Genomic DNA, 20917 nt, shown 5'->3' with positions numbered 1-20917 from the left:
TCACAGGCCCAGATCGCTGTCCTTTACCTCTATGTGATAGAAGGTACGGTAAAAGTCCTTTGCTTCCTGCTTTACTGTATCCATGGAGAGATTATCCGGATACAGCGTTGCATATGCCCACAGTGCACCCAGACAGCTGGACAGATTCGGGGTATCCCAGGTTTCCAGCGGACTTGGGAATTCATACACCTGCTTCTTCTTTACCGCGTTTAAGGAAGACAGTGCGGAATCCTGCAAAACACTCTTCACATCTGCACCGCCGTTTTCAAGGAAAATCACATCCGGATTCATATCCAGCAGGGTTTCTTTCCCAATCGTACTCCAGCCCTTTCCAGCCTTTGCCATGACATTTTCAGCCTTCGCACTCTTCAGGAGGCTGTTCTGGAACATATCGGAGCCTGCTCCCTCCAGCAGACTGCTGCCGGACATATACACCTTCTTTGCTACTCCGGTATCCGTTATGTATTTTTCCATCAGTACATCACGATAGTTGAAATAATTCTGTGCTTCCTCTCTTGCACCAAGCGCGATTGCAATCAGATTAACGGCTTCATCATATTCCGTCTGTGTTTCCGGATTCAACAGGATAACCTTCATTCCGGCGTCCTCCAGCTTTCCGACATAGCTCTTCAAAGCAATCGGCAGAAATGCAACATCCGCCCGCGTTTTGATGGCAGCCTCTACATTAAAGGACTTTTTATTTCCCATTGCCGGAAGCTCTAGGATTTCAGGAGCAGCCTGCTTATAAATTTCACGCTGATCCGCTTTCATTTCCACACCGACCAGCTTGTCCTTCTGACCAAGACCGATCACCGTACTCGTTGCGATATAATATCCGCTGATCGCCTTCTCTGCAGGCTTATCGAAATTTACCTTTCTGCCGGCCTGATCGGTAATGATAAAGCCTTCACTTACTTTTTTTTCATCTTCCTTGCCTGTATCCGTACACGCCATCAGAGACAGCGCCATGATAGCAGACATAGCTGTCATTAAAAACCTTTTCATATCTTAGCCTCCCATTGCTTTCAGAATGTATTTTTTTACATCCTCATATGCCATCACATCCAAATCAAAGACGATCACATCTTTTCTGGCTGCTATTTCATGAATATATTGTATATCATATTTCTTTAAAACACCAAGAATGTTTGGAAATTTATCTATACTATCCAGCAGTGTTTGCAGGTATATGGTTTCCTTTTGTTCCAGATGTCCGATTTCATCGAGAATCAGGATATGCTCCTGCAGCCTGCACGCCTGCTGTAACAGCTGTGTGCCAAAGCTGTTGAATACTCCCGGTATCACTTCGTTCCACGTTTCATGCTGCATCGAAAAGCGCTGATCGTTGTGCCCCATTGCATGCAGCGCATGCAGATAAAAGCCGGCTCGCCGCTGTTCCTCATAAAAAGGGAGTGTCAGAAAGCCGCAGACAGACTTATGACACTCCCGGATACATTCCTGAATGCAGGTCGATTTTCCAATCTGTTTCTGTCCAGTCAGGAAAATCTTCATACTATTCCTCTTCGCTCTTTTTCTTTGGCAGAATCAGATTCAATACCGTAGCAATCACAAAGGTCATGATGATACCGTTCTGTGCAAAGATGTTTCCAACCCAGGAAGGAAGCTGTGCAAGAACAGCTGGTACATTTCCGATTCCCACTCCCAGACCAATGGCCAGAGCAACGATCAGACCGTTACGCTCATCCAGCGGCTCTCTTGTTAAAGACTGGATACCACTGACCAGAATCATGGCAAACATAATGACAGCGGCACCACCTAACACAGACTGCGGCATAACAGAGAATAAGGCACTCAGCTTCGGACAGAATCCGCACAGAATCAGGAATACAGCACCTGTCATAATAACAAAGCGGTTAACGACCTTTGTTACAGCGACAAGACCGACATTCTGTGAAAAGGAGGTGTTTGGCAGTACACCGAAGATTGCGCCCAGAATAGAGCCAAGACCATCAGCCATAACACCACCCTGCAGCTCTTTATCTGTGGCTTCCCGGTTCAACCCGCCGTTTGCGACACCGGAAACATCTCCGATCGTTTCCACAGTCGTTGCGATGAACATGATTCCCATCGCTATAATTGCCTGAGAATTAAACTCAAAGGCTACCGGCATAAAGGCCGGAAGTGCAAACCAGCTGGCAGAGGACACCTGTGTAAAGTCCACCATACCAAGTATAGTAGCCAGAATATAGCCTGCGACGATACCAATCAGTATAGAGGCATTGTTTATTGCTCCCTTAAACTGCTTGGCAATCAATATGACAATGATAACGAAGGTTCCAACAAGCAGATGATTGGTGCTTCCGAAATCTGCAGCGCCGTTTCCTCCTCCGAAGTAGTTGATTCCTACCGGCAGCAGGGAAAGTCCGATCGAAATGATGACCAGACTGGTCACAACCGGTGGAAACAGCTTACGCAGCGGCTTGATGAAATACCCCATAACCATTTCAAAAATACCACCGATAAAGCTCGCCCCCATCAGGGCACCGTAGCCAAACGCCGCCCCAATGGCCTTTGCTGTTCCGATAAAGCCGGAGCTGGTACCCATTACGATTGGCAGTCCGCTTCCGATTTTCCAAAACGGATACAGCTGAAACAGGGTCGCAATACCTGCGACAAACATAGCATTCTGAATCAGTGTCATTTTTAATACACCGCTCATTTCCAGCATACCGCAGACGATAATCAGCGGGGATACATTCCCCAGAAACATCGCAAGAATATGCTGAATCCCAAGTGGCAGCGCTTTTTTCAGCGGTACCGTTCCATCCAATTCATAGATGGAGTCTTTCTTTTTCTCTTCCATTACGTTCTCCTTCAATGAAAAAAGTTCCCGTCGATTATGCGGGAACCAATCTTTTATCATAGATATAATAAAATGATCAGTTCCGTAGTCCCAGAGGTATCGGTCTGGGGTAGAGACATTCGCACCATACCACGCGAATTATACGAAACGTAAAGATTTTACCACATATTGTATTATTTTTCTACATAAATAAACACTTTACCTGTCAGCTTTAAAAAAAGTGTGATCACACCGTACAGGATATCCGATATTACAACCTGCAAGCTTTCTTTTTCCTGTATACAACAGCTGACAATGCTGACCCCTATCCGAGCGATTGTGGAATACAAGCCGTTGGAAATCAATGGATACTTATCCATATAATGTATACCATCCATTGATTTGAACTATATGTAAACAGTCACAAAACAATCATACATGTTAAAATAGAACTATAAGATGTATAGAGAATGAAAAGAGAGGTGAATCAATGACAAAACTGAAAAACAAAATCAAAGAAGCGGTATCCTCTGTATTACCGATTACCTGTATTGTATTTTTATTAAGTATCACAATCACTCCGATGCCGGTGGGTACCATGCTGCTGTTTGCCTGTGGTGCCGTAATGCTGATTATCGGCATGGGACTTTTTTCCCTGGGTGCGGATATGTCCATGATGCTAATGGGAGAGGGCATCGGCACCATGCTCAGCACGTCAAAAAAAAGATGTCTTATGGTATGCATCACCTTTGTCATCGGCTTTATCATAACGATTGCAGAGCCTGATCTCACAGTGCTTGCACATCAGGTTCCCGGCATTCCGGACAACACGTTAATCTGGACAGTCGCTGCCGGTGTCGGCTTCTTTCTGGTCATGGCTTTGCTGAGAATACTGTTTCACTGGAATTTGAAATATCTGCTTATGCTGTTTTATGCACTGGTATTTATGCTTGCCTACTTTTCCATGGATACCTTCATGGCAGTAGCCTTTGACAGCGGCGGGGTTACAACCGGTCCAATCACGGTCCCCTTTCTCATGGCACTGGGCATTGGTATGGCCAATGTCACGCAGAAGCATGCAGAAGAGGAGAGCTTTGGTATCGTAGCGCTGTGCAGCATCGGTCCGATTCTGGCAGTCCTGCTGCTGGGCATTCTGTATGAGCCACAGGGTGCGACATATACACCGTTTGAAATGGCTTATGTGGAAACAAGCAAGGATGTCATTCGGATTTTTCTGACAGAGCTGCCGCATTACATGTGGGAGGTAAGCAAGGCACTGCTTCCCATCCTGTGCTTCTTTCTCCTGTTTCAGCTTATCAGCAGCTATTTCAACAAACGTGCCATCATTAAAATTCTCGTTGGCGCTCTGTATACCTTTCTCGGTCTTATTCTGTTCCTATGCGGAGTCAATGTCGGCTTCATGCCCGCCGGTTATTTCATAGGAACGCAGATAGCAGCCTTGTCCTATAACTGGATTTTAATCCCCATCGGCGTGCTGATCGGCTTCTTCATTGTGAAGGCGGAGCCGGCTGTGCATGTGCTTACCCGTCAGGTGGAGGATATTTCATCAGGTACCATATCGACGAAGGCCATGCTGTATTCTCTTTCAATCGGTGTTGGCATATCGCTTGGAATCGCCATGCTGCGCATATTGAGCTGTATCAGCATCATGGTATTTCTGATTCCGGGGTATCTTACAGCAATTATACTGAGCTTCTTTGTACCTAACGTATTTACAGGCATCGCCTTTGATTCCGGCGGTGTAGCCAGCGGTCCGATGACAGCCACCTTCCTGCTGCCGTTTGCCATGGGTGCCTGTGAGCAGCTTGGGGGAAATGTTTTACTGGATGCATTCGGCATTGTAGCGATGGTGGCAATGACACCGCTTCTGACCATCCAGATTCTTGGTCTTGTGATGACAAAGCATAAAAAGACAGCTGCCGGGGAGCTGCAGGAGGATAGCATTATGGAGTTTGAGGAGGTCATAAATGAGCGGACAGAAAATTAAGTGTCTGGTGATTATTGTAAACCGGGATAAAGGAGAGCAGGTCGCAGAGCTATGCCGGTCATACCAGCTGTATTTCACCTATGGCATTCTCGCACTGGGAACAGCAGGCTCTGATCTGCTGGATTATCTGGGAATCGGTGAAACGGATAAGGAGCTGCTGTTCTGCTGTCTTCCTGCCCAGCTGGAGCATGAGGTTATGCATCGGATCGCAAAGGAAACACAAATCAGAAAAATGGGGCACGGTATTATGTTTACCATGCCGCTGAGCGGAATCAGCAGCCTGTTTCAACGTAAAATTTTATGTGGAAGAATCTATGAGGAGGAAGAGATGGAACAGAAGGAACGTAAGTATGAGCTTGTTATTGCGGTCGTAGAACACGGCTGGCGTGATCAGGTTATGGAAGCTGCCAAGGAAGCGAACGCCACCGGTGGTACGGTTCTCCATGCCCGTTCCCTGCATGAGGATGATGCGACCTCCTTTCTCGGTATCAGGCTGCAGGGTGAAAAGGATATCGTTGTAATTTTATCCGTCTATGAGAATTACAAGCAGATCATGCATGAAATCAATATGGCTGCAGGTCTTCAAACCGAAGCCAAAGGTCTTATTTTCTCCATGCCGGTGGATGAATTCATCGGAATGTAAACTGAAAAAGCTTCAGCTCATGCCTTTGCTCAATGCAGGTTTGTTACATCATGATGAAAAGGGTCAATGCTGACCCTTTTTTCATCTTGTTTCAACGTGAATTGTTCCAGCCCCTCAGCGATAAGCAAGGTGCAGCAACGTCCCCTGTCTTATCTCACGTCGTCCGCTTGCCGCTTAGTCGTGATCCGTTTCCTTATCCCATTCCAGAATTGTCCCCTTGTATGCATCAATTGAATACTCATATTCTGTGGAGCCTTTGCGAAATTCAATTTCATATACCGACATACCGTCATCGTTTTCCAGCTTCGCCTTGGTGAAGGTCACACTGCCTGCCTGCAGACCGGCGTGTGAGAGTGCTGTGCTTTTTGCACGATCCACTCCGATATAGGAAGCGGATGGCTTTGACTGCTCCTGATTTTGAATTTCCAGCCGTTCAGATTTTCGTTCTCTGACAGCCCCGCTTTCTGCATCAAGCTCATAATCATATTCCATAGTCGCAGTCACAAATTCGATTTCATATACCTGCCTGCCATTTTCATAATCCAGCTTTGTCTTTGTAAAGGTCGCAGCTTTTGCACTCACACCGGCATCCTGCAGCGCTCTGCTTCTGGCATCTGCTTTACTGATCAGCTGTTGTGAGGCTGTTGAATTGCCCTTGTTGTTTTCTGGTTCACTGCCTGAAGCTGCATTCGTTTCCATATCCTTTTCCAGAATCGTCCCATCCTTTGCGAGCAGCTTGTATTCATATGTCTTCTGTGCAGTTTTAAATTTCAGCTCGTAAATCTCCTGCGCATCCTCTTTGTTTAAGGAAGCCTTGAGAAAGGTTCCGTCACGTTCCTTCAGCCCTGCATTCTTCAGCATCCTATTCTTTGCATCCTGTAGCGAAATCGGGGACGTATCTGCTGCGGGGCCTTGTTTCCATGTGTCCACATCCCGATCCAGGATATGTCCGTCCTTTGCGGTAATCGTATATTCATAGGCATGCTCATCCGTATGGAATTTCACCTCATATACGCTTTGTCCGTCATCCTTTTCCAATGCCGCCTTTTCAAACTGTGCCGCTGTAGCTTTCACACCGGCATCCTGCAATGCAATTTCCTTTGCCTTGTCCGCATCGATACGGCTGTCTGCTTCCATCGCGTTCGTTATTATAACACCACCGCCTGCTAAAACTGAGATACCGCCGATTGCCAGTAATGCCTTCACAGATGTGGAAAGCTGTTGTATTTTTTTCATCATCTCATTCACTCCTTTATTTCCTTTACACCAGTAGTATAGCAGAGAAAGATGAAAGCAATATGAGAATACATATTTATTTCATCGGTACACAGAAGGTAAAGCAGGAGCCCTTTCCCTGCACACTTTCCACCTTCATATAGCCATGATGCAGCTGCGCAATCTCCTGTACCATCGCCAGTCCCAGACCGCTCCCCTGATTGCTGCGGGAAGCATCCGCCTGATAAAACCGCTGCCATATATGTGCAAGCTGATCCTTCGCAATTCCCCTGCCGTCATCCGTCACCGATAATAAGACCTCTGCGTGTTCCTGCTTCAGATCAACCTGAATATGCCCGTGCTCTTTTCCATAGCGATACGCATTGGCAATCAGATTTGCAAGCAGACGCTGCAGCAGCTCCCTGTTTCCCATGACCAACACATGCTCTTCCAGCTGCCAGCTCAGCGCGATGTTCTTCTCGCGTATCAAGCGAAGATCCTCACAAACGGAAGCACATAGGCTGCTGAAGTCAAGCTTCACCATGCATATGCTATCCCTTTTCTGCTCCATGCGTGTCATCATCAGCATATCATTGATAAGGACGGACATCTTCTGTCCCTGTCTTTGAATCAGCCGCAATGCATCCGCATAGGTACTCTTGTCCTGTTCCTCCTCCAGTGACAGCTCGCATTGGGAAAGAATCACCGTTACCGGGGTGCGAAGCTCATGGGACATATCTCTGGTAACCTGCTTTTCCGCCTGAAAGGACGCCTCCAGCCGATCCATCATACCGTTGAAGGTATCTGCCAGCTGATGCAATTCATCCTGTCCCTTATTCAGCTCGATCCGCTTCTTCAGATCCTGTCCCTGCTGAATACCGGAGGCTGCCTGTATCATTTGCTGAATCGGGCGCAGAAACCGGCCTGCCAGAAAATACCCGCCCGCAAGTGCCAGTAAAATCAATACGGGAATCAGCCACATGGAAAGGATAACGATTGCATCCATCCAGCGTGCTCCCTGACTGCGGGATACTATGCCGCGCAGCCACAGATCCTCCATGCCTTCTCCCTTCAAGGAGCGATCATACAGATAATACGTTGTTCCCTTATAGCGAAGTGTCTGCAATTTATTATCAGCAAAGGCAATATCTCCGCTTGCCTCTGCTATTGGATTTTCTCCATACAGCAGCTCATAATCCTCCTTATATAAGGTGGTATATATCCCATTCATCTGATCCAGATAGTCATCATCAATTTCAAGATACCCGTTTTTATACTGTATGTAAATATCTCTGTCGCCATCCGGATTGGCATCCTCCTTATTTCTGTAATACTCTACCTCGTCCACATTGTCACTGACCATTTCCACCAGAGAGTCCTTGATGTTTTTCTGTACGACATTATCACTGATCATCCACACACAGCCCAGTGTCAGGGCAGCCAGAACACTCATGGCCAGTGCAAACCACAGCGTGATTTTCGCACGAATACTCAGACGCTTCATGAAGGCTCCTTTATTACATAACCGCTTCCTCGTACTGTATGAATCAGCTTGCAGGTGGATGCGCCATCGATCTTTTTACGCAGATAGCTGATATAAACATCTACCAGATTCGTGCCTCCTGCATAATCGAAATCCCAGATATGCTCCTCAATAGTTTCTCTGGAAAGCACGATATTTTTATTCAGCAGCATATATTCCAGCAATGCATATTCCTTTGCGGAAAGCAGTATCAGCTTATTTGCGCGGTGCACTGTATGCGTAGCCGTGTCCAGAGTTAAATCGCCGACCTGAAGAAGGGAGGTCTGACTTCCCTTGGACAGACGGATCATCGTTCGGATTCTGGCCATCAGCTCAGCAAAGGAAAACGGCTTGATCAAATAATCGTTAGCTCCGCTGTCCAGCCCCAGAACACGGTCTTCAATGGAATCCCGCGCACTCAGAAACAATACAGGTGTCATTCTTCCCTCAGCACGCAGCTGCTTCAAAACCGCATAGCCGTCCATCACCGGCATCATGATATCAAGAATTACAGCATCGTAATCGGCAACAGCCAGAAACTCCAGAGCCTCCGCTCCATCAAAGCAGGCATCTACCGTATAGCCTTCCTTTCTGAGCTTTTGACATACTATATCATTCAGATCACGTTCATCCTCTGCAAACAATAGTCTCATTCCTGCATCTCCTTCCTTTGCTTCCATAGTATCATACAAATATGAAAGTAACATGAGAAAGCTATCACTTTTATCTTAGCAGTATTATGCTCCATTCTCCACAGTCTTTTCAAGAATTTGATACCTGCGTCCTCTGAAGGTTACGTGTTTTTCAACAGCAGCAATTTATCTTTATTCTTTTAGTTTACTGTGAACAGCTTTACTTCAATAAAACTACCAGTATAACTGGTAGTTTTCTCTGAGCCTATAAGGCTCCTTTCCCTGCTACACCTAAAGGTACGGTGAGAAAGACTTGACGGTTGCACTCTGCTACTTGTACCCCTTAAAGGGGTCCTCTATTTTATTTTTTCACCTGTGAATGGGTCTACAAATTCCTTCATGCTCATTTGATCATACATTTTGTCCTCGTAAATTTGATTCCTTATGTATTCTTCTATTACTTTTTTATTTTTTCCCACTGTATCGACATAGTAGCCCCGACACCAAAATTTACGTTGCCCGTATTTATATTTCAAATTCGCATGTCTCTCGAATATCATCAATGTGCTCTTTCCCTTCAGATATCCCATAAATGACGAGATACTCATTTTGGGTGGAATCTTTACCAACATGTGCACATGATCATTGCATAATTCCGCCTCAATTATCTCAACACCTTTTCGCGCGCATAAATCTCTTAGTATTTTTCCTATATCTTTTTTCAATTTTCCATATATTACTTGCCTTCTATACTTAGGCGCGAAAACGATGTGATAATTGCAATTCCATTTTGTGTGTGCTAAACTTTCTGTATCCATATTTTATGGTACCTCCTTTATTTTGTTGTGACCGCCAAGCCACTTACATTATATCGGAGGTTTTCTTTTTTTTGTTACTTTTCTTATAGCTTAAGCTTTTTAGAACCACCTGTATAACAGGTGGTTTTCTTGTTACAAAAAAAGCCACCCTGCTGCGAATTACACAGGGTGACGCTTTCTGTTGCTTAATATCTTCTTTTGATCTGCAGACTTTCCAGATAATCGTAGATTTCGATATCTCTTCGTTTCATCGCATCCAGGATATGGTGGGGATCCTCCAGGCGCATACCGCCGGCCGTGATCAGCTGCATCATATTCAGAATATCCTCACTTGTGCGAAAGCCGGTCAGCAATATTCCGCCTTTACCGGCAGGCAGCAGAATACCGTTATCCATAGGATTGATATACAGAGTCACAAACAGATCCTTTTCCTTATACAGCTTCAACAGATAGGTGTATCTGGACAGACCCCATACACCGGCCTTACGATCCACCGTGAAGGTCGCATGATCAATATCCTCATATCGTATTTCCTGCAGAAACGGTGTCACATCATCACTGCATAACACATGCAGGATCATATTCCATTTCTGACGATCCTTATATGCCGGAATAATGACAAGTGCATCCTCACGCATATCATAAATCTGACCGCCGCCCAGACACAGCGGCACCCACATAATCACAGTAAAAAGCGGAAACAGTACAAGGAAGCCGATTTGCAGGATACGGATATCCGCAAAATCCTCAAAGCTATCCGCAAGACCGTACATAAAGCCACCCAGACATAATGACAAAACAAGAACAACCAGAAAGCTTGAAATAATCTTTTTTCTACTTAATACCTTTCGTTTGAATTTCATATTTTCTGACATGATATATCCCTTCTTTCGCTATCATTATATCCGTAAAAGTTCACCTTGCCCGCGTTTTTACATAAGCGGTTCATTTTCCGACATCAGCGGTTTATCGAAGGCTACCGTTGTACGAAACAGCAGATGTGTGCGTTCCCAGCCGGCGCTGAGTGTTCCCTGATAATGACGGGCGATATCTCTTATATTCTGCATGCCGAAGCCATGTGCAAATGCGTCCTCTTTTTCCTGTTCCATGCGTATACAGCTGTTTTTCATTTTCCACAGAATCGTGGAATGCTGTTCCACCATGCGCAGTAAAATAAACGGCTCCTCTGCGGCAAGACAGCTTTCCAGTGCATTATCCAGCATGTTGCAGAGTACCGCACAGCGATCAATTGGATCCATGAAGCTGTAATCTATCACATCGCTTTCCAGCTGAAAGCGAATCCCTGCCACCTGAAAACGCGGATGATACAGCTGTAATATCTTATCAATCAGCTCATCACCTGTTTTCTGTACATTCAGCATATGCTCAGTTTTCACAATAATATCACTACGATAGTCATCAACCGCAGGATTTCCCTGCTTCATCTGTTCCAGCAGCTCCACATGCTTTTTTAAGTCATGCATGGATTTCATGATGTATGCATTCTCTTTTTGAATGCGTTCATAGCGCTCTCTGTTTTCCACCATATGCTGTGTCTTCACCATCGCCTGCAGCTCCTTTTCCCGACGGATTTCCAGACAGAAGCAGATCCGATACAGCTTCATCACCAGTATCACCAGCACCTGCAGGCTGCAGATGATACCGGTATCCACATGTATCCCCTGACTTCCTATATAGGCACAAATGATTAAATAGAGAAAAGCCGCACCGGCAAAAACAGGCACATAAAGCTGTTCATATTGAACATGCCGATAGTAAAACAGAAGCAGCTGTATGAGAAATACGACTCCGCAATACAGACAGCCCTGCAGCCAGTCTGCAGGCTCTGCATGAAAGGCTGGATTCTGCGTGCTGATGATCTGAACGATAATCGCACCGGCTATCAGGGAACCGATAAAAAACAGATGGGACCGCCAGTCGTTGCGATACAGCAGGATGGACAGGCAGAGCAGAACCGCCAGCAAAATCCGCAGTATGGTTATAGAAAGCCAGGGCGATATGAGAATCAGAAAGAATCCGGTTATCAGATAGGGCAGGATTTTAGCCAGTGAGGAACGGTATTGCGAACGCATAGTTTCATGGTAGGAATAGCAAAGCGTGCACATCATCAAAATCTCAAAGACCCGCAGGAACAAGCTCATGCGTACTTCTCCTGAAAGCTGCGCCATACCGCCTTCACAGTTTCCACACGTCGTCTTGCCAGAGGCAGTGTTTCACCGGTTTCAAGCAGAATCGTGTCTTTCTCCATCGATACGATGCGGCGTACATGGACGAGGATACCCTTGTGACATTCCACAAACAAGGCAGCATCCAGACGTTGTTCCCATATACTCAGACTTTCTCTGCTTTCAAATGTTCCCTCCGGGGTATGAAAGCGGGTGCCTCTTCCCATTGTTTCGACATACAGGATGTCTCTTCGCTTGATTCTATGATACGTATCACGTTCCTCCAGAACGAGTGTCTGTCGGTCATCCAGAGAGAGCACCTCATCCAGCTCACTGTATAAAAGCTGTGCATTCACCGGCTTCAACAGATAGCGTGCAGCCTGAATTTTGTAGCCCTCCACACTGTATTTTAAATATCCTGTGATAACAACGATAATCATATCCGGTGCTATCTGACGCAGCTTTCTGCCAATCTCTATACCATTTTCCTGCCCCACCTCAATATCGAGAAACAGCAGATCACAGGGGATGGCTTTTACATGCGCAAGCAGCTCATTTCCGTTATGGAAGATATCAATGCGCCGCTGCATCAGTTCCTTCCTGTCAAAATATACATCTGCCAGTTCTTTTATATGCTCTGCTTCTTTTCTTTCATCATCCAGAATTGCTATATGATACATCGGTATCTCCCCTTGTCTTTATAGTTTATTATACCATGTTCCCTTTTGTTTCTACCCCTTATTTTTCAAGTATGGAAATTTCTGTCCCTGTCATAAATCTCCTGCTTCTTTCCGATTACACATTCCTTTCATTCCATTACGCCGTGGTATGCTTATAGGGCAAAGGAATGATCAGACACAAGCTTACGGAAATCAACGCACAATACAAATACTTATGCAGATTTTGTTAATTGTTCGTTTAAATAAAAAAACTTCCTATTGAAGCTTTTTCATCATATTATTACTTTTGTGATAATGTCTGTGTTATATATTCTTTATAGTGTTTTTCAAGCTTTTTAAAATCATAACACCTCTTCTTTATTTTATCCTGTAAGGTATCGTTTACATATGCTTCATAAAGCTTCTCTGCTTTTTTTAAAACCATTTCCTTATTTTCTGTTTTATTCAGCCACGAGATTTGGTTTATTAACAGATTACTGTATGTATTCACATCTTTTAATGGCCTTATTATTTTATAAACAGAAGGATCATGCAAAACAGGAAACATATGATTGAAATTTATCGCTCCCCACTTCCCTCCATTTATTTTATGAAAATCCATCGTATTTTTCATATTTTTATGCTTATCTTTAGGTGATGTTAAAGGAATGACATATTCAATATCATCATGTGTCATAAGAATACCGATAAATGGACGCATTTCACTCACCGATTCCCGGTGTTCAGCAGATATTCCCAAATCAATGTGTTTTCTTAAATAATCAGTATATGCAACATCTATTTGTAAAAACTGTACCCTTTTATTTTTGAATCACCACACATAACCACCCCTTATTTAAAAAAGCCAGCTTGCGCCAGCCACTTTTTTAGCTCTCACTTTTAGATTTCTCCAGGGTAGAGTACACCGCTTTTTTAGCTCTCACTTTTAGATTTCTCCAAGGTAGAGTACACCGCTTTTTACCTTCATTATTATAGTACTACAGAAACGAAGACATGTCACATCTGTTTAAAAATTTTTTAGAAAAAACTTTTATAAATTTCAAACGACACTTATAAAACAAATAAAATTGGAATTATTTATAACATAGTGCACAAAATGCAAGAAGGAAAGATTACCAGATCCATCTTTCCTTATCTCTTCATGTATGCCAACTTAGAAAGCTATTCTTTTTTGGCATATGCATTAGCCAGTGCCGCACCCACTTCCGCATTATGATACACAAGCTGAATATTCGCCGCAAGGCTTTTTCCCTGTGTTGCCTTCACAATATGTGCCAGAAGGTATGGCGTTGTATCCTTTCCCTTAATATTTTGAGCCTTTGCGCATTCCAATGCTTTCTCGATCATTGCATTGATATAAGCTGCATCCATGGAATATGCTTCCGGGATCGGATTTGCTACAAGAACACCGCCCTTTATTCCCAAATCCTTTTTCACATGCAGCATATGTGCAATTTCCTCTACCGTATCCATACGCTGCTGTAGTCTGCAGGAACCCTCTCTTGTGAAAAACTCAGGAAGTGTATCACTTTGATAGCCGATAACAGTTACCCCTTTTGTTTCCAGATATTCCAGCGTGCGCGGAATATCCAATATGGACTTGGCACCTGCACAGATTACCGTTACATCACTTTGTGCAAGCTCTTCCAGATCGGCTGAAACATCCATCGTTTCCTCATAGCCCCGATGAACGCCACCGACACCACCTGTCACAAAGAATTGAATACCTGCCATGGCTGCACACATCATCGTTGTTGCCACAGTGGTTGCCCCCATTCGCCTTTCAGCCACTGCCACTGCCAGATCTCTTCTGGAAACCTTCATCACAGTATCCGCACTGGCCAGCCTCTGCAAATCCTCCTGTGAAAGACCAATTTTTATTCTGCCGTCTATGATGGCGATCGTTGCAGGCACGGCACCTGCTTTTCGGATAATGCGTTCACAATTTTTTGCCATTTCCACATTTTGCGGATACGGCATGCCATGGGATATGATGGTTGACTCCAGTGCCACAACTCCACGATGCTCCTCAAGCGCTGCCTTTACCTCTTCCTGAATATCCAGATAATCTATGTACTTACCCATTATTCCCGTCTCCCTTCACATGGTTTTCCAAATCCTTCCAGAAATTCAATACAGACGCAGGCGGGATAATTCCATATTCACAAATAATCGCCTGAATATCGGAAGCCGGTGTGATATCGAAAAACTGGTTCACAACATCAATTCCATCCAGAGAATCAAAATCATCCTTATTCAGAATCTCCCATGCGCTGCGACGCTCCAGAACAACCCGATAGCCAACCTGCGTACGCAAGTCTAGTTTATATAGTTCGCTGGCGATATACACTTTTTTCTTACAGGCCTTCGCTAATCCGGCAATCATAGCCGTTCCCATTTTGTTTGCGACAGAACCATCGGCACACAGGGTATCCGCTCCCATAATAACCATATCGGCTCTTGGAAGGAATTCATATATGGATGCATCTGTGATATAAATCACCGAAACGCCTGCACTTCTCAGCATGTTCACTGCCAATCTGGATTCTCTCAACGGACGGGATTCCGTACAGATGACTGTAAATTTTCTTCCCATTTCTGCCGCCTTCAAAAAAATACCCATCAGCGTTGAGCTATAGCTATGCATCATGATGACCTCTTCATCCTGTATCAGCGAAGCCCCATACACTCCAAGCTGCTCTACCGCCTCAAATGAATACGCAATGATATTGGAGCACAGGCTGATCACTGCCTGCTTTTGCCGGTATACATCCTGTTTCTCTTTCAACATTGTCTGTTTCACAAGCTGCCAGGTATTGAATATCGTAGCCATGGTGGGCTTTAAGTCCAGCATCTGCTGTGCGATGTGCTCCATGCGTTTCTGTAACTGCCCCGTATCCTGAAATTCCTCCTGCTCACAGGCCAGACGGAATGCCCATGCAGCAGCTCTGCCAAACGGACTACCGCCCTTTACATTCATACTTTTGATTTCTTCAATTACATGCTCAGCATTTTTAAATTGTATGTCCTTTACACGCATATAAACGCTCCTCTCTATATTGCTTTTTCATCGAATCCCATAATCCAGGTCAGGATAAAGGTAACACAGGCTCCTACACCGCAGCCAATCAGCAGGCCGGTAAAGCCGGCACCGAGATATGCGGGAATCGTATACAGACTGAATGCTACTGCTGCTGTTGTCCCCGCCAGACTTGCCCCTGTGATTGCACCGCCAATCGCACCGCCAATACAAACTGCGATAAACGGCCTTTTATACTTCAGATTGATCCCGTACATGACCGGTTCAACAACACTGCCCGCAAAAAATGAAGTCAATGACAGCGTAATCGCATTCTTCTTGATTTCAGGATTTTTTGCCTTTAAGCCAACCGCCAGACCTGCCGCAACCTGACAAATCAGGCTTGGAGCATGTGTCATAATCACCGTATCTCTTCCATAAGCTGCAATATTCGGTACGGAAACCAGACCGAGAATCGCAATATGCATTCCGAAAATAATCAGTATCTGCCAGGTGCCTCCAATCAATGCTCCTGCCAGTATCGGACTGAAGTCATACATACTGGTAAACAGGGAGGCAAACAGATTTCCTCCCCAGACACCGATTGGACCGATTGCCAGAATCAACAGGGGAAATACGGTCAGGGTGCTCAGAAATGGCACGAAAATACTTCTCAATGCTCCCGGAATGATTTTCCGCAGCAGCATTTCCACCCTGGAAAGAAGATAAATAGATAAAATCGCTGGAAGAACAGAGCTTCCATAATAAACATCCGTTACAGGAATTCCCAAAAAGGTTACACTTGCACCATCCGCAAACAGCCCTGTAAATGCCGGATTCACAAGCAATGCCACAATCACCAGAGAAACTGCCATGTTTGTTTTAAATTTCTTGGCAGCCGACCATCCGATGATGACTGGGAAAAATGCATACAGTGTATCCGATACCACATTCAGTACCTGTATGGTACTGTTTGCTTCGTCAACCTTAAAGACGACAGTGAATAAAACAGCCAGCGTTTTTATAAATCCACAGGCAAGCATCGCCGGGATGATCGGTGTAACAATAGCTGAAATCGTTTCCACCAGCATACCGAGAAGAGAACGTCTTCCCTTTTTTGTCTCTGCATCCAGATTCTCTGCAATCATTTCCTCATTTATGTTGACCCGATCCCCGCATACTGCCGCTACCTCATCAAAGATGTCGTCAACTATACCACCTAATACTATTTGATATTGTCCCCCGAGAATGACGACTTTCATAACCCCCTCCAGCTTCTCGAGCTGCTTCATTTGCACCGCTTTTTCATCCTTTACAACAATACGAAGTCTCGTCATGCAGTGTGCTACATCACGGACGTTGTCTACACCGCCGACATATTCCAGTATATCGGCCGCAAGCTTTTGTTTTTGTATTGCCATGGTTACTTCCTCCATTTTCAAGATTATTTTCTTTTCGTCAGCATTGGTACAATGTGCATGGTCAGATATCCAAGCTCTTCATCCGAGGTATCCACCCTGTATTTCTGCTTTAGATGCTCCCGGATATGCAAAGCACATTCCCATTCAGACTGATATTTTTCCTTTACCAGCTCATGCATATTCTGTTCCTCACGCAAAAAGCTGTTCTCATGCCGGTCATTCAGTACTCTGCCCAGAAAATATTTCAGATGCGTAATGAACCGTGTATAATATATGGATTGCTCGTCCAGCTCAATCTGAAAGGTATCCTGAATAATATCCGTCAGCTCACTCATAATGATCGTCATTTTCTTATTCAGGCTGTGCCCGTACGATGACATGGCATTGATTAAATGAAAGGCGATAAAGGCTGCCTCATTCTCATCAAAATGTACATGCAGCTCCTGATTGATCAATTCCACCGCCTGCTGTGCAGCGTCATATTCCTTCGGATAAAACTGCCGAATTTCCTGTAACAGCGGATTCTGGATATCCTCATGAGCCTGCAATCTTCGCACGGAGAATGAAATATGATCCAGCAGCGTAAGAAACAGCTGATCCTTAAAGTTATAATTCAACAGCCTTTCCGCCAGAGCTACAACCTTATTTACCGTATCGATATAGGGAAACGGGATTGACTTAATCAGCTCCTCCACATAGCGTTCATTGGCCTTTTTTTCCACAACGAACACCTTTTCTATCAGACTGGACGCAACGATATAGCGCCTGTGCTTGATACAGCGGACACCGATTCCCTTCCCCAGAAGAATCACTTCCTCCCCCTTTCGATCAGCCCCTACAATCGCATTATTATTGATAACACGAACAAATGTATAACTCATTCTATCTGCATCCTTTCAGTAGTATCACGTACCTCCATCAAGGTCTCTCCGTGATAGACCTCCCGTTCAAAAACTGTCACCTTCTTGTGCTCTGATTCAAGAATAATGACATACACATCGGGATCATAGCCGGCTTTTATCACACCGGCAATGTTCATTTCCGCAAGCAGCTTTCCTTCAGTTATCACATCTCCTTTCCTTACATGGGTTTTCATATACAACCCGTTTAACTGTACAGTATTTATTCCAAAATGGAGCAGCAGCTGCAGACCGCTCTGGCTGCGGATTCCAATTGCATGCCTGGTTGGAAACACCGCCTCCACAACTCCATTAACTGGCGCATATATACAATCGTCTTTCGGATAAACAAAACAGCCCTGTCCCAATACCGCATCACGGAACATGGGATCCTTTGATTCCTGCAGCGGCAGTACCTCACCGTCACAGGGGGATGCTATATAAATGTCTGCTGTAGAATTACAGCTTTTTCTTTTTCTAAGTAATCTCATAATTTCCTCCATAAACGTCAGAAAAGGCCCAAAACGTCTCTGCGTTTTGAGCCTTGCCTTACTTTCTTCATAAGTTACAAACTCTATGATTCCTATATTCTTTTTACACCTTTATTTAAACACTGCCGGATTTTTCTGTCAATCCTTTTTTTAGTTTTTATATTTCCAATATTTAACATGATGTTTATTCGCGACATATTTCTTATAAGCACTGAAGCTTATCCTGCCTATAAAGTCGATTCATAGATTCTAATTCCTGCTCACGACCGATACACATATCGTTTCCATACGCCAAGGTATATTACTTATGAGTATATTATCATTCAAATACATCCGCACGGATAAGAAATTAAAAAAGGAAAGTAATCGCTACCTTCCTATCCGTTACGCTTACCATCACTTTCTAAACATTTGTAATCATTCATATTATAACCCAGCTCTGAAAAAATCCGATTCTTTTCTGCCACACCCTCCTGAATTTCAGGCAAATTGTCAAGTGCCAGTGATAAAAACAATGTATCAACGATCAGGGACTGTACAATCAGTGCCGTGTGACTTGCCAGCCGCAGATTATTTTCCACAGCCGATACAAACAGCGTTACCGTTGCCTTGCTTGCCAGCTCCTGATTGCCATACTGGGTGATGAGAATAATCTTTGCCTTTTTCTGATTCGCAATATTGATATACTGATGTGACTGTACCGATTTCCCCAGAGTCGTAAAGCAGATAAGCAAATCATCCTCTGCCATATTCAGATTGGACTCCAGCTGAAGATGCACATCCTCATAGTAGATTACCGGAATATTCAGCCGCATGAATTTTATCTGCAGCTGCTTCACCAGTGTACTGCTTGCGCCCAGTCCGCTCAGATATATCTTACGTTTATGCTCATTTGTATCCCGAATCAGCTTTATCGCCTTATCCAGCTCCTGTGAATCTATGATATCCGTAGTAGACTGAATAGAAGTAACAATAAAGGCACTCAGCTTCTTCAATACGGAATCCGGTGTGTCTGTAGGCATGATTTTATCCAGAATCATGTCTGAATTCTCATTATAGAAATTGGCAGACAGATTTGCCGAAAGGGAGAGTTTGAAATCGGAATAGCCCTCACAGCCCAGCTTGCGCGCAAACCGGATCACGGTTGCCTCACTAACCTCCGCCTGCAATGAAAGATCCTTTAAGGTTAGCGAAAGAATCTCCTGACTGTGGGTTAATACATAATTTCCTAACTTTTTTTCTTTTGCGGATAGAAACGGCATGACCGATTCCAGACTTGATATGATATTAACTGCTTGCATAAACTCTCCTTCACTTGGCTTCCACACATCGGGTGAAACCATCTGTGATGCTTGTAATGAAGCATACACTTACATATCACATTCTACCAACGGAGTGAAAAAAATGCAATATGTTCCCGGCAAAGGGTACCATATGTTCTGCACAAGGCGCGCTATAAGCCTTTGCAATCATCGCTGAAAGCTATATGACAGGCAGACTGTATCCTAACACGTATATGTCTGCAACGCATGTAAAACCGCATGAAGACTTGGATAAATACCCGTACATTGCTCATAAAGCTCCTTTGTCGGCGGCACCAGATCAGGAACCATAATGGTAGAGCAGCCCGCCTGTATGCCTGCCCTCACACCATTGATACCATCCTCAAAAACATAGCAGTCCTGCGCCTGCAGATTCAGTTTCTGTGCAGCTAGAAGGAAGATATCCGGGAACGGCTTTCCATGCTCTACCTGCTCCCCGCTCACTACAGCGTCAAAATAGTCTGCTATTCCTGCCAGACGCAGATTGCTTTTGATCAGCTCCATAGGAGCACTGCTTGCCACTGCCATGCGAACTGCATGCTGCTTCAGATACTCCAGAAGCTCCACAACACCCGGTTTCATGGGAACCTGTTTGGATAATGTTACGATAGCATGTGCAAACAATTCATCTGTCAGCTTCTTTGCATCAACCCTTGGCCAGTATGTATTCACAATTTCACTCATACGGGTACCGTTCGTACCACGCAGCTCATCCAGCATCGCAGGATCAACCTTTAGGCCGTAAAGCTCTGCAATATAATACCACTCCTGATTATATACCAGCTCTGTATCGAACAGCAGACCATCCATATCAAAAATAGCTCCAGCCCTCATACTGCCTCCTTTTTCCTATGCAGAAGGTGAATTTAACAGAAGGAAGGAGAGATTTTCTTTATGCCATGGTGATGCCAGTACGTTTTTATGTAGCTTGTACACGATGGTCCCCTTCCTTGTCTCTATCGTGAAAAGAAAATGAAGCAGCTTGATTTTGATAGTAGTCGATACAATATCCTCATGCGGAAGAAACAGCAGGGTATGCTCCTGCGGCGCTCCATTGATATCATCAACCGCCAGAATAGCGATTCCCTGCGCATTGATATGCAGTATATGATCCTTCATCGTATGCATGATTTCACCCAATCCGTTTTGGTAGGCTCCAATTCCTGCTTTCACTGTTGCACAAAGGGTTCCATGCTGCGCAAAGCAGATCTGATGGCTGTTTAATATGTCTCTGATCTCCTCTTCCTTCATAGCTCCA

21 protein-coding genes and 1 riboswitch are annotated in these 20917 nt (G+C 44.6%); of the genes, 2 read left to right on the top strand and 19 right to left on the bottom strand.

What is annotated here, in order from left to right:
• Genes ACG3M1_RS02610 through ACG3M1_RS02600 form a run of 3 tightly spaced genes read right to left on the bottom strand, consistent with a single transcriptional unit; the run spans position 1 to position 2824 of the window.
• Positions 1-1005, bottom strand: a complete 1005-nt coding sequence (locus ACG3M1_RS02610; RefSeq protein WP_008818364.1) for an ABC transporter substrate-binding protein — start codon at positions 1003-1005, stop codon at positions 1-3.
• Positions 1006-1008: 3 nt separating this feature from the next.
• On the bottom strand, positions 1009-1512 hold the full coding sequence (locus ACG3M1_RS02605; protein ID WP_009270268.1) for a nucleoside-triphosphatase: 504 nt from the start codon (positions 1510-1512) through the stop codon (positions 1009-1011).
• 1 nt (position 1513) lies between these two features.
• The gene (locus tag ACG3M1_RS02600) at positions 1514-2824 is read right to left on the bottom strand and encodes a uracil-xanthine permease family protein (RefSeq protein WP_009270267.1); all 1311 of its coding nucleotides are present in this window, start codon (positions 2822-2824) and stop codon (positions 1514-1516) included.
• Between the two features lie 65 nt (positions 2825-2889).
• Positions 2890-2990: riboswitch (purine riboswitch) on the bottom strand.
• 303 nt (positions 2991-3293) lie between these two features.
• Between ACG3M1_RS02600 and ACG3M1_RS02595 the strand changes: the two genes are divergently transcribed.
• Together ACG3M1_RS02595 and ACG3M1_RS02590 are read left to right on the top strand one after the other, a co-directional pair.
• Positions 3294-4811: a DUF1538 domain-containing protein gene (locus ACG3M1_RS02595; RefSeq protein ID WP_008818362.1), complete on the top strand. Its 1518-nt coding sequence runs from the start codon at positions 3294-3296 to the stop codon at positions 4809-4811.
• The gene (locus tag ACG3M1_RS02590; RefSeq protein WP_002607111.1) at positions 4792-5454 is read left to right on the top strand and encodes a hypothetical protein; all 663 of its coding nucleotides are present in this window, start codon (positions 4792-4794) and stop codon (positions 5452-5454) included. The genes ACG3M1_RS02595 and ACG3M1_RS02590 overlap by 20 nt, the downstream gene beginning before the upstream one ends.
• Before the next feature lie 174 nt (positions 5455-5628).
• On the opposite strand, the gene ACG3M1_RS02585 is transcribed toward ACG3M1_RS02590, so the two are convergent.
• From ACG3M1_RS02585 to ACG3M1_RS02510, 16 genes are all read right to left on the bottom strand, one after another.
• A complete protein-coding gene (locus ACG3M1_RS02585; RefSeq protein ID WP_008818361.1) occupies positions 5629-6693 on the bottom strand; it encodes a PepSY domain-containing protein in 1065 nt (354 codons plus the stop codon).
• A gap of 73 nt (positions 6694-6766) precedes the next feature.
• A complete protein-coding gene (locus ACG3M1_RS02580; RefSeq protein WP_008818360.1) occupies positions 6767-8173 on the bottom strand; it encodes a sensor histidine kinase in 1407 nt (468 codons plus the stop codon).
• Entirely contained in the window at positions 8170-8844 is a 675-nt protein-coding gene (locus ACG3M1_RS02575; RefSeq protein ID WP_002607108.1) for a response regulator transcription factor, read from the bottom strand. The genes ACG3M1_RS02580 and ACG3M1_RS02575 overlap by 4 nt, the downstream gene beginning before the upstream one ends.
• A gap of 335 nt (positions 8845-9179) precedes the next feature.
• Positions 9180-9641 carry an IS200/IS605 family transposase gene (tnpA, locus tag ACG3M1_RS02570; protein WP_008816099.1) on the bottom strand — a complete coding sequence of 154 codons (462 nt, stop codon included), beginning with the start codon at positions 9639-9641 and terminating at the stop codon, positions 9180-9182.
• A 185-nt stretch (positions 9642-9826) separates the two neighbouring features.
• The gene (locus ACG3M1_RS02565; RefSeq protein WP_008818358.1) at positions 9827-10516 is read right to left on the bottom strand and encodes a hypothetical protein; all 690 of its coding nucleotides are present in this window, start codon (positions 10514-10516) and stop codon (positions 9827-9829) included.
• 57 nt (positions 10517-10573) lie between these two features.
• Complete coding sequence (locus ACG3M1_RS02560) at positions 10574-11803, bottom strand: GHKL domain-containing protein (RefSeq protein ID WP_009270266.1); 1230 nt, start codon at positions 11801-11803, stop codon at positions 10574-10576.
• The gene (locus ACG3M1_RS02555) at positions 11800-12507 is read right to left on the bottom strand and encodes a LytR/AlgR family response regulator transcription factor (RefSeq protein WP_009270265.1); all 708 of its coding nucleotides are present in this window, start codon (positions 12505-12507) and stop codon (positions 11800-11802) included. The genes ACG3M1_RS02560 and ACG3M1_RS02555 overlap by 4 nt, the downstream gene beginning before the upstream one ends.
• Before the next feature lie 280 nt (positions 12508-12787).
• Positions 12788-13288, bottom strand: coding sequence for a type III toxin-antitoxin system ToxN/AbiQ family toxin (locus tag ACG3M1_RS02550; protein ID WP_074747659.1), 501 nt, complete (start codon positions 13286-13288; stop codon positions 12788-12790).
• A gap of 380 nt (positions 13289-13668) precedes the next feature.
• Entirely contained in the window at positions 13669-14592 is a 924-nt protein-coding gene (locus tag ACG3M1_RS02545; RefSeq protein WP_008818354.1) for a pseudouridine-5'-phosphate glycosidase, read from the bottom strand.
• Positions 14585-15547 (bottom strand): translation initiation factor eIF-2B, encoded by a 963-nt coding sequence (locus ACG3M1_RS02540; RefSeq protein ID WP_008818353.1) that lies wholly within the window; start codon positions 15545-15547, stop codon positions 14585-14587. The genes ACG3M1_RS02545 and ACG3M1_RS02540 overlap by 8 nt, the downstream gene beginning before the upstream one ends.
• 14 nt (positions 15548-15561) lie before the next feature.
• Positions 15562-16947, bottom strand: a complete 1386-nt coding sequence (locus tag ACG3M1_RS02535; RefSeq protein WP_008818352.1) for a PTS transporter subunit EIIC — start codon at positions 16945-16947, stop codon at positions 15562-15564.
• Between the two features lie 23 nt (positions 16948-16970).
• Positions 16971-17828, bottom strand: a complete 858-nt coding sequence (locus tag ACG3M1_RS02530) for a PRD domain-containing protein (protein ID WP_008818351.1) — start codon at positions 17826-17828, stop codon at positions 16971-16973.
• Complete coding sequence (locus ACG3M1_RS02525) at positions 17825-18337, bottom strand: PTS sugar transporter subunit IIA (protein ID WP_009270261.1); 513 nt, start codon at positions 18335-18337, stop codon at positions 17825-17827. The genes ACG3M1_RS02530 and ACG3M1_RS02525 overlap by 4 nt, the downstream gene beginning before the upstream one ends.
• A gap of 377 nt (positions 18338-18714) precedes the next feature.
• On the bottom strand, positions 18715-19638 hold the full coding sequence (locus tag ACG3M1_RS02520) for a MurR/RpiR family transcriptional regulator (protein WP_395814910.1): 924 nt from the start codon (positions 19636-19638) through the stop codon (positions 18715-18717).
• A 204-nt stretch (positions 19639-19842) separates the two neighbouring features.
• Positions 19843-20493: an HAD family hydrolase gene (locus tag ACG3M1_RS02515; protein ID WP_008818348.1), complete on the bottom strand. Its 651-nt coding sequence runs from the start codon at positions 20491-20493 to the stop codon at positions 19843-19845.
• Between the two features lie 15 nt (positions 20494-20508).
• A complete protein-coding gene (locus tag ACG3M1_RS02510; RefSeq protein ID WP_008818347.1) occupies positions 20509-20910 on the bottom strand; it encodes a hypothetical protein in 402 nt (133 codons plus the stop codon).
• Between the last annotated feature and the right edge of the window lie 7 nt (positions 20911-20917).

It is taken from the genome of Clostridium sp. 10cd*, from assembly GCF_044336395.1.
Classification (GTDB): domain Bacteria; phylum Bacillota_I; class Bacilli_A; order Erysipelotrichales; family Erysipelotrichaceae; genus Clostridium_AQ; species Clostridium_AQ innocuum.
The sequence above is the reverse complement of the archived record's forward strand: the minus strand, read 5'-3'. Positions and strand labels throughout refer to the sequence as shown.

Bases quoted from the DNA above. Each gene is read 5' to 3' on its own strand.
- ACG3M1_RS02585 (WP_008818361.1), bottom strand. From the start codon at position 6,693: ATGATGAAAAAAATACAACAGCTTTCCACATCTGTGAAGGCATTACTG.
- ACG3M1_RS02590 (WP_002607111.1), top strand. From the start codon at position 4,792: ATGAGCGGACAGAAAATTAAGTGTCTGGTGATTATTGTAAACCGGGAT.
- ACG3M1_RS02515 (WP_008818348.1), bottom strand. From the start codon at position 20,493: ATGAGGGCTGGAGCTATTTTTGATATGGATGGTCTGCTGTTCGATACA.
- ACG3M1_RS02575 (WP_002607108.1), bottom strand. From the start codon at position 8,844: ATGAGACTATTGTTTGCAGAGGATGAACGTGATCTGAATGATATAGTA.
- ACG3M1_RS02520 (WP_395814910.1), bottom strand. From the start codon at position 19,638: ATGCAAGCAGTTAATATCATATCAAGTCTGGAATCGGTCATGCCGTTT.
- ACG3M1_RS02510 (WP_008818347.1), bottom strand. From the start codon at position 20,910: ATGAAGGAAGAGGAGATCAGAGACATATTAAACAGCCATCAGATCTGC.
- ACG3M1_RS02555 (WP_009270265.1), bottom strand. From the start codon at position 12,507: ATGTATCATATAGCAATTCTGGATGATGAAAGAAAAGAAGCAGAGCAT.
- ACG3M1_RS02545 (WP_008818354.1), bottom strand. From the start codon at position 14,592: ATGGGTAAGTACATAGATTATCTGGATATTCAGGAAGAGGTAAAGGCA.
- ACG3M1_RS02580 (WP_008818360.1), bottom strand. From the start codon at position 8,173: ATGAAGCGTCTGAGTATTCGTGCGAAAATCACGCTGTGGTTTGCACTG.
- ACG3M1_RS02565 (WP_008818358.1), bottom strand. From the start codon at position 10,516: ATGTCAGAAAATATGAAATTCAAACGAAAGGTATTAAGTAGAAAAAAG.
- ACG3M1_RS02525 (WP_009270261.1), bottom strand. From the start codon at position 18,337: ATGAGATTACTTAGAAAAAGAAAAAGCTGTAATTCTACAGCAGACATT.
- ACG3M1_RS02605 (WP_009270268.1), bottom strand. From the start codon at position 1,512: ATGAAGATTTTCCTGACTGGACAGAAACAGATTGGAAAATCGACCTGC.
- ACG3M1_RS02600 (WP_009270267.1), bottom strand. From the start codon at position 2,824: ATGGAAGAGAAAAAGAAAGACTCCATCTATGAATTGGATGGAACGGTA.
- tnpA (WP_008816099.1), bottom strand. From the start codon at position 9,641: ATGGATACAGAAAGTTTAGCACACACAAAATGGAATTGCAATTATCAC.
- ACG3M1_RS02610 (WP_008818364.1), bottom strand. From the start codon at position 1,005: ATGAAAAGGTTTTTAATGACAGCTATGTCTGCTATCATGGCGCTGTCT.
- ACG3M1_RS02595 (WP_008818362.1), top strand. From the start codon at position 3,294: ATGACAAAACTGAAAAACAAAATCAAAGAAGCGGTATCCTCTGTATTA.
- ACG3M1_RS02560 (WP_009270266.1), bottom strand. From the start codon at position 11,803: ATGAGCTTGTTCCTGCGGGTCTTTGAGATTTTGATGATGTGCACGCTT.
- ACG3M1_RS02535 (WP_008818352.1), bottom strand. From the start codon at position 16,947: ATGGCAATACAAAAACAAAAGCTTGCGGCCGATATACTGGAATATGTC.
- ACG3M1_RS02530 (WP_008818351.1), bottom strand. From the start codon at position 17,828: ATGAGTTATACATTTGTTCGTGTTATCAATAATAATGCGATTGTAGGG.
- ACG3M1_RS02540 (WP_008818353.1), bottom strand. From the start codon at position 15,547: ATGCGTGTAAAGGACATACAATTTAAAAATGCTGAGCATGTAATTGAA.